Origin of the sequence: Saccharomonospora iraqiensis subsp. paurometabolica YIM 90007 (assembly GCF_000231035.2) — a bacterium.
GTDB classification, from domain to species: domain Bacteria; phylum Actinomycetota; class Actinomycetes; order Mycobacteriales; family Pseudonocardiaceae; genus Saccharomonospora; species Saccharomonospora paurometabolica.
The window spans coordinates 25,784-32,807 of record NZ_KI912250.1; the positions used below are offsets into that span (position 1 = coordinate 25,784).

The window sequence follows — 7,024 nt, forward strand, 5'->3', positions numbered from 1 at the left end:
CCGGCGGGCGCTCGGGCGGACAGCCGGGGGGACAGGCAGGCGGCAAGGCCGACGCGAAGGCCGACGCGAAGGCCGGAGCGAAGACCGGGGGCAGGGCGGCCGACGCGCCCTCCACCGCCGAGAACCCGTGGCCGGTGCGCACGGTCGCGCGCAAGATCGCGGACTGGATCCACCGGCTGGGGGCGGTCTGGGTGGAGGGCCAGGTCACCCAGATCTCGGCCCGCCCCGGCACCCAGACCGCGTTCGTGACGCTGCGCGACCCGGCCGCCGACGTGTCGATGACCGTCACCTGCCCCGCGCGCATGGTGCGTGCCGCGGACCCGCCGCTGCGGGACGGCGCCAGCGTCGTCGTCCACGGCAGGCCGTCGTTTTTCCTCGGCCGGGGCACCCTGAGCCTGCGCGCCGACGAGATCCGTCCGGTCGGCATCGGGGAGCTGCTGGCCCGGATCGAACGGCTGCGCAAGCTGCTCGCCGCGGAGGGACTCTTCGCGGCCGAACGCAAGCGTGGCCTGCCGTTCCTGCCGCGGGGCGTGGGGCTGATCACCGGGCGCGCCTCGGCCGCGGAGCACGACGTGCTCGTCAACGCCCAGGGCCGCTGGCCCGCGGTGCGGATGCGGGTGCTGAACACCGCGGTGCAGGGCGCGCACGCGGTGCCGCAGATCCTGCGGGCCTTGTCCACGCTCGACGCCGACCCGGACGTCGACGTGATCGTCATCGCCCGCGGCGGCGGGAGCGTGGAGGATCTGCTGCCCTTCTCCGACGAGGCGTTGTGCCGGGCGGTCGCCGCCGCGGGTACGCCCGTGATCAGCGCCGTCGGGCACGAACCCGACTCGCCGCTGCTCGACCACGTCGCGGATCTGCGCTGCTCCACCCCCACCGACGCGGGCAAGCGCGTGGTGCCGGACGTCGCCGAGGAGACCGCGAAGGTGCACCAGCTGCGCGACCGCGCGCGCCGGTCCCTGCACGGCTGGGTGGACACCCAGCGCAGACTGTTGGACCAGCTGCGCAGCCGCCCGGCCCTGGCCGACCCGCTCGGACCCGTCCAGCGCAGGCAGGTCGAGGTCGAGACCCAGCGGGAACGCGGACGGCGCGCGGTGCTGGCCGAGCTGACCCGCGAGCAGACCGCGCTCGCGTCCGCGCGGGCCCGGCTCACCGCGCTGGGGCCGTCGGCGACGCTGGAACGTGGGTATTCCGTCGTGCAGTACACCGACGATTCGGGCAACCTGAGAGTACTCCGATCGGTCGCCGATGTGACCGACGGCACACCGCTGCGGGTCCGGGTCACGGACGGGGCGGTGCGGGCGGTGGTGGAGACACGGGAGGAATGAGGTCGGCGAATGCACGGATGCGCCTTTCTGCCGTTGACGACCGGCACCCTCGCCCGCCTGTGCGCGGAGTCGGACGGAGCGGTCCCCGAGGAGGTCCGGACCGTGCGTGCCCGAGCGGACGAGGTCGAGGCCGCCGCCGTGCGCAGCTGGACCGTGCTGCTCGCCGGATGTCGCACGACCGACCCCCCGGAGCTGGTCGGCAGGCTGCGGGGACTGTCCGAGGCGACCGCGTGCTACGTGGGGAAACGCTGGTGGTTCGGTGCGGGCTCGGCGCACCGCCACCGCGTCGCCGGGGCGCAGACACGGCTGGAGAGCGCGCTCGCCGAGTCCGACGGGGGTGAGTTCGCCCGCGCCTTCGTCACCTACGACCACGCGATGGCCGGCGCGGTAGTGTGCGCCCGCGGACCGGTCCCGACCGGCGGCCGGGCGGCACCGGCGGCCGGGAGGGCACCGGCCGGGACAGCACCGAGTGGGGCAGCACCGAGTGGGACGGACGAGACGGACACGTGAGCGACGACGCGCAACAGACCCCGCAGGACGACGACACCGGCGCGGGTGCCGACACGGTGAGCCCCGGGGGAGCCGACACCGGGGCCGGGGGGAACACCGACCCGGACGGTCTGGAGCAGCTCGGCTACGAGCAGGCGCGCGACGAGCTGATCGAGGTCGTGCGGGGCCTGGAGGCGGGTGGCCTGTCCCTGGAGGAGTCGCTCGCGCTGTGGGAGAAGGGTGAGCGACTGGCCCGGTTGTGTGAGCGGCACCTCGACGGTGCACGCGAGCGCATCGAGGCCGCGCTGGCTACCGTTGAGGACACGCCGTCCGGGGACGGCTCCGACGGGCCCGACGAGGACCGGGCACGGTGACGTGCGCGACACCCCCGTGAGCCGGGTACCGGCGACCCGACAGGGAGCGACACGCTTGTCGTAGACAGTTCCAGACACGCCATCGGGAGGCATCATGACCACCGCCAGCCAGTCCGGTAGTCGCCGGGGCGAAGCACCCGACCGCAACCTCGCGATGGAACTGGTCCGGGTCACCGAGGCCGCGGCGATGGCCGCGGGCCGCTGGGTCGGCAAGGGCGACAAGACCGGCGGGGACGGTGCCGCCGTGGACGCCATGCGCCAGCTGATCGGCACCGTGTCGATGCGGGGTGTCGTCGTGATCGGCGAGGGCGAGAAGGACGAGGCGCCCATGCTGTTCAACGGCGAGGAGGTCGGCAACGGCGACGGCCCGCACTGCGACGTGGCCGTGGACCCCATCGACGGCACGACGCTGATGTCGAAGGGCATGCCGAACGCGCTCGCCGTGCTCGCGGTCGCCGAGCGGGGCGCGATGTTCGACCCGTCGGCGGTGTTCTACATGGAGAAGCTCGCCGTGGGGCCGGAGGCCGCGGGGACGGTGGACCTGTCCGCGCCGATCGCCGAGAACATCCGCCGGGTCGCCAAGGCGAAGAACAGCGGCGTCTCCGACGTGACGGTCTGTATCCTGGACCGACCCCGGCACGACCGGATCGTCGAGGAGGTCCGCGAGGCGGGTGCCCGCATCCGGTTCATCAGCGACGGCGACGTCGCGGGCGCCATCGCGACCGCGCGGCCGAGCACCGGCGTCGACATGCTGCTGGGCATCGGCGGCACGCCGGAGGGCATCATCGCCGCGTGCGCGATGAAGTGCCTCGGCGGTGAGTTGCAGGGCAAGCTCTGGCCGAAGGACGACGCCGAGCGGCAGCAGGCCGTCGACGCCGGGCACGACGTCGACAAGGTGCTCACCACCGACGACCTCGTGCGCGGTGACAACGTCTTCTTCTGCGCCACCGGCGTCACCGACGGCGACCTGCTGCGCGGCACCCACTACCGCGCGGGCGGGGCCACCACGCAGTCGATCGTGATGCGGTCGAAGTCCGGCACGGTGCGGCTGATCGACGGCTACCACCGGTTGACCAAGCTGCGGGACTTCTCGTCCGTCGACTTCGACGGCGCCCCGGAGGACGCCACCCCGCCGATCCCCTGACCGGCCGCGGGACCCGGGACTCCGCACCCGGGTCCCGGCACCCGGGTCCCGGAACCGCCGGGGTCAGGCGTCGCTGGAGTGGCCCGGGAAGAGCTTCGCCTTCGGGTCGAGCGCCACGGCGATGTTGTTCACCGCCGTGGCCGCCTCGCCGAACCCGGTGGCGATCAGCTTGACCTTTCCGGGGTAGGCGGCGACGTCACCGGCCGCGTACACCCGGTCGCGCGCGGTGGCCATCGTGGTGTCCACCTCGATCGACCGGCGTTCGATCCGCAGGCCCCAGTTCTCGATCGGGCCGAGGTCGGCGGTGAACCCGAGGGCGGCGACCACGGCCTGGGCGGGCAGCGTCATCCGCCGCCCGTCCCGGATCTCCAGGTCCACCTGCGCGAGCGCGCCGGTGCCGTCCGGTCCGCTGCCGCGCAGGGCGGTGACCTCGGCGTCGGTGATGATCGGGATGCCCTCGTCCCGGGCCTGCTTCACGATCGACTCGGCGGCCCGGAACTTCGCCCGCCGGTGCACGAGGGTGACGCTCGCCGCGATCGGGCGCAGGGCCAGCGCCCAGTCGAACGCGGAGTCGCCGCCGCCGACCACGACGACGTCCTGCCCGGCGTGCGCGTCGAGGGCGGGCACGAAGTGCACCAGGCCCTGCCCGAGCCACTCCTGCCCCGAGGGCAGCGGGCGTGGGGTGAACTCACCGATGCCCGCGGTGATCAGCATCGCGCCCGCGCGCACGAGAACACCGTCGTCCAGGCTGAGTTCCAGCTCGTCGTCGACGGTGGTGAGCGTGTCGGCCTTGCGGCCGAGCAGGTAGGTGGGGTCGGCCTGCGCGGCCTGCTCGACGAGCCCCTTGACCAGGTCCCGCCCCCGCACGGCAGGGAAGCCGGCCACGTCGTAGATCATCTTCTCCGGGTACATCGCCGTGATCTGACCGCCCGTCTCGGGCAGCGAGTCGACGACCGCCGTCGACAGGCCACGGAATCCCGCGTAGTACGCGGCGTACAGGCCGGTCGGCCCGGCTCCGACGATCACCAGGTCGACCGACACCGTCTCGGACGCACTCATGTCCCACCGCCCTTCCGCCGTTGGTGGGGGCCGTGGCGCAGTCTAGTGCCCCACGACACCGGGCGACTGATCCCGAACTGCGCCAGACTGGCCCCATGGCGGAACAGGACTACCGGATCGAGCACGACACGATGGGCGAGGTCACGGTGCCGGCCGACGCCCTCTACCGCGCGCAGACCCAACGGGCCGTGCAGAACTTCCCCATCTCCGGCCGTGGTCTGGAGCGCGCCCAGATCCGCGCGCTCGGCCTGCTCAAGGCCGCGGCCGCGCGGGTCAACGCCCGGCTCGGCGTCCTCGACGGCGACCTCGCCGCGGCGATCGCGACGGCGGCCGACGAGGTCGCCGAGGGGCACCACGACGGGCACTTCCCGATCGACGTGTTCCAGACCGGTTCGGGGACCTCGTCGAACATGAACGCCAACGAGGTGATCGCGACGCTGGCGACCCGGTCACTCGGGCGGGACGTGCACCCCAACGACCACGTCAACGCCTCGCAGTCGTCCAACGACACCTTCCCCACCACCATCCGGGTGGCGACGACGGAGGCGGTGCTGAGCGACGTCGTGCCCGCACTGGACCACCTCGCGACGACGATCGAACGGCGGGCGGCCGAGTGGGCCGACGTGGTCAAGTCCGGCCGCACGCACCTGATGGACGCCGTGCCGGTGACCCTCGGCCAGGAGGCCGGCGCCTGGGCAGCGCAGGTGCGGTTCGGCATCGAACGCCTGCGCAGCGGGCTGCCCCGGCTCGGGGAACTGCCGATCGGGGGGACGGCGGTGGGCTCGGGCCTCAACGCGCCCGCCGGGTTCGGCGGCGCGGTCGCCGAGGAGCTGGCGAAAGTCACCGGGCTGCCGCTGGCCGAGGCCCGCGACCACTTCGAGGCACAGGCCACCCAGGACGGCGTGGTCGAGACCTCGGGACACCTGCGCACGATCGCGGTGTCGCTGAACAAGATCGCCAACGACGTCCGCTGGCTCGGGTCCGGACCGCGCACCGGACTGGCGGAGCTGGCGCTGCCGGACCTGCAACCCGGGTCGTCGATCATGCCGGGCAAGGTCAACCCGGTGATCTGCGAGGCCACCATGCAGGTGGCGGCGCAGGTCATCGGCAATGACGCGACCGTGTCCTTCGCCGGGTCGCAGGGCAACTTCCAGCTCAACGTCAACCTGCCGGTGATCGCGCGCAACGTGCTGGAGTCGGCGCGGCTGCTCGCGAACTCCGCCCGGCTGCTGGCGGACAAGGTGTTCGCCGGGCTGGCCGTCAACACCGACACCGCCCGTGCCTACGCCGAGGGGTCGCCGTCGATCGTCACCCCGCTCAACGCCTACCTCGGGTACGAGGAGGCCGCCGCCGTGGCGAAGCAGGCACTGGCGGAGCTGAGGCCGATCCGCGACGTCGTCCTCGAACGCGGCCACGTGGCCGACGGGAAACTCACCGAGGCGCAACTCGACGAGGCCCTCGACGTGCTGCGCATGGCGCGGGGAGGCCGGTGATCCGATGAGGCCGTCGGCGACCACCCCGCCCCGCCCCCGGTCGCGCACCCGCTGACCCGCCCGCGACCGTGTCCACCGGACGAGAGGCGAGGCCCCCGGGCACCCGCCGTGCGGTGGCGGCGGCGTCCGTGCGCACCGCCGCGTCGGTGGCCCTGCTCGTCACCGGCTACTACCTCGCCCCGCTGGAGGGCAGGCCGGACACGGTGGCGTGGCCGTGGTTCGGGCTCGCGTTGGCGCTGCTCGGGGTGGTCGTCGTCCGGCAGATCGTCGCGGTCGCGCGGTCGGGGCGGCCCCGGCTGCGCGCGATGGAGGCGCTCGGGGTGATCGTGCCGCTGCTGCTGGTGGTGTTCGCCGCGACCTACACCCTCATCTCGGGCGCCGATCCGGACGCGTTCACCGAACCGGTCGGCCGCACGGACGCGCTGTACTTCACGATGACGGTCTTCGCCACCGTCGGCTTCGGCGACATCGCCGCCGTGGCCGAGCCCGCCCGGATCGTGGTCACCATCCAGATGATCGTCGGCCTGATCCTGGTGGGCGTGGTCGCCAAGGTCATCGTCGGCGCCGTCGACGTCGCCACCCGCCGCCACCCCACCTGACCCTCCCCCGGCGAGTCGCCACCCCACACCCGCGAGTTGCCACTCCATGCCTGCGAGTTGGCACCCCGTACCTGCGAGTTGGCACCCGACACCCGCGGAGTGGCACCCCGTGTTCGCGAGTCAATACGTGAGGTGCAGTCGACGCGCCCACACGAAGTGACAACTCACGGGCGGGGACGGGCAACTCGCCGACCTGCGGAGGCAACTCGCGGACGTGAGGCGTCAACTCGCGGGCATGGAGGGGCGACTCGCGGGGTGGCGGGGGAGGATGGCGGCATGTGGTTGCACGAGCTCGTGCGGGTGTCTGGGCGGTTGGCGGCGACGCGGTCGCGGACGGCGAAGACCACCGAGCTCGCGGAACTGCTGACCGGGGCACCGGCCGACGAACTCGCCGCCGCGGTCGCCTTCCTGACCGGGACGCCGACCCAGGGCCGCATCGGGGTGGGGTGGCGGACGCTGTCCGGGCTGCGCACCGCACCCGCAGCGGAGCCCACGCTGACCGTCGCCGAGGTCGACGCCCTGCTGGGCGAGATCGCCG

General features: G+C 73.3%; 7 protein-coding genes and 1 pseudogene. 7 read left to right on the forward strand and 1 reads right to left on the reverse strand.

From position 1 onward, the window contains the following. Positions 1-134: 134 nt before the first annotated feature. From xseA to glpX, 4 genes are all read left to right on the forward strand, one after another. Positions 135-1,328 carry an exodeoxyribonuclease VII large subunit gene (gene xseA / locus SACPADRAFT_RS28205; protein ID WP_040924495.1) on the forward strand — a complete coding sequence of 398 codons (1,194 nt, stop codon included), beginning with the start codon at positions 135-137 and terminating at the stop codon, positions 1,326-1,328. A gap of 9 nt (positions 1,329-1,337) precedes the next feature. Next, positions 1,338-1,838, forward strand: a complete 501-nt coding sequence (locus tag SACPADRAFT_RS0216185) for a hypothetical protein (RefSeq protein ID WP_007025766.1) — start codon at positions 1,338-1,340, stop codon at positions 1,836-1,838. A 110-nt stretch (positions 1,839-1,948) separates the two neighbouring features. Next, positions 1,949-2,191 (forward strand): exodeoxyribonuclease VII small subunit, encoded by a 243-nt coding sequence (locus SACPADRAFT_RS28210; RefSeq protein ID WP_040924496.1) that lies wholly within the window; start codon positions 1,949-1,951, stop codon positions 2,189-2,191. A 94-nt stretch (positions 2,192-2,285) separates the two neighbouring features. Then, complete coding sequence (glpX, locus tag SACPADRAFT_RS0216195; protein ID WP_007025768.1) at positions 2,286-3,335, forward strand: class II fructose-bisphosphatase; 1,050 nt, start codon at positions 2,286-2,288, stop codon at positions 3,333-3,335. Between the two features lie 63 nt (positions 3,336-3,398). Here the strand turns inward: glpX and SACPADRAFT_RS0216200 are convergent, their stop codons facing one another. Continuing rightward, positions 3,399-4,394, reverse strand: a complete 996-nt coding sequence (locus tag SACPADRAFT_RS0216200; protein ID WP_007025769.1) for an NAD(P)/FAD-dependent oxidoreductase — start codon at positions 4,392-4,394, stop codon at positions 3,399-3,401. Positions 4,395-4,489: 95 nt separating this feature from the next. Here SACPADRAFT_RS0216200 and SACPADRAFT_RS0216205 point away from each other — a divergent pair, with 95 nt between their 5' ends. From SACPADRAFT_RS0216205 to SACPADRAFT_RS33110, 3 genes and pseudogenes are all read left to right on the forward strand, one after another. Beyond that, entirely contained in the window at positions 4,490-5,887 is a 1,398-nt protein-coding gene (locus tag SACPADRAFT_RS0216205; protein WP_007025770.1) for a class II fumarate hydratase, read from the forward strand. Positions 5,888-6,000: 113 nt separating this feature from the next. After that, the gene (locus SACPADRAFT_RS0216210; RefSeq protein ID WP_040924472.1) at positions 6,001-6,486 is read left to right on the forward strand and encodes a potassium channel family protein; all 486 of its coding nucleotides are present in this window, start codon (positions 6,001-6,003) and stop codon (positions 6,484-6,486) included. A 276-nt stretch (positions 6,487-6,762) separates the two neighbouring features. Continuing rightward, positions 6,763-7,024, forward strand: a pseudogene (locus tag SACPADRAFT_RS33110) (ATP-dependent DNA ligase); the annotation flags it as partial.

Bases quoted from the DNA above. Each gene is read 5' to 3' on its own strand.
- SACPADRAFT_RS0216205 (WP_007025770.1), top strand. From the start codon at position 4,490: ATGGCGGAACAGGACTACCGGATCGAGCACGACACGATGGGCGAGGTC.
- glpX (WP_007025768.1), top strand. From the start codon at position 2,286: ATGACCACCGCCAGCCAGTCCGGTAGTCGCCGGGGCGAAGCACCCGAC.
- SACPADRAFT_RS0216185 (WP_007025766.1), top strand. From the start codon at position 1,338: ATGCACGGATGCGCCTTTCTGCCGTTGACGACCGGCACCCTCGCCCGC.
- SACPADRAFT_RS0216200 (WP_007025769.1), bottom strand. From the start codon at position 4,394: ATGAGTGCGTCCGAGACGGTGTCGGTCGACCTGGTGATCGTCGGAGCC.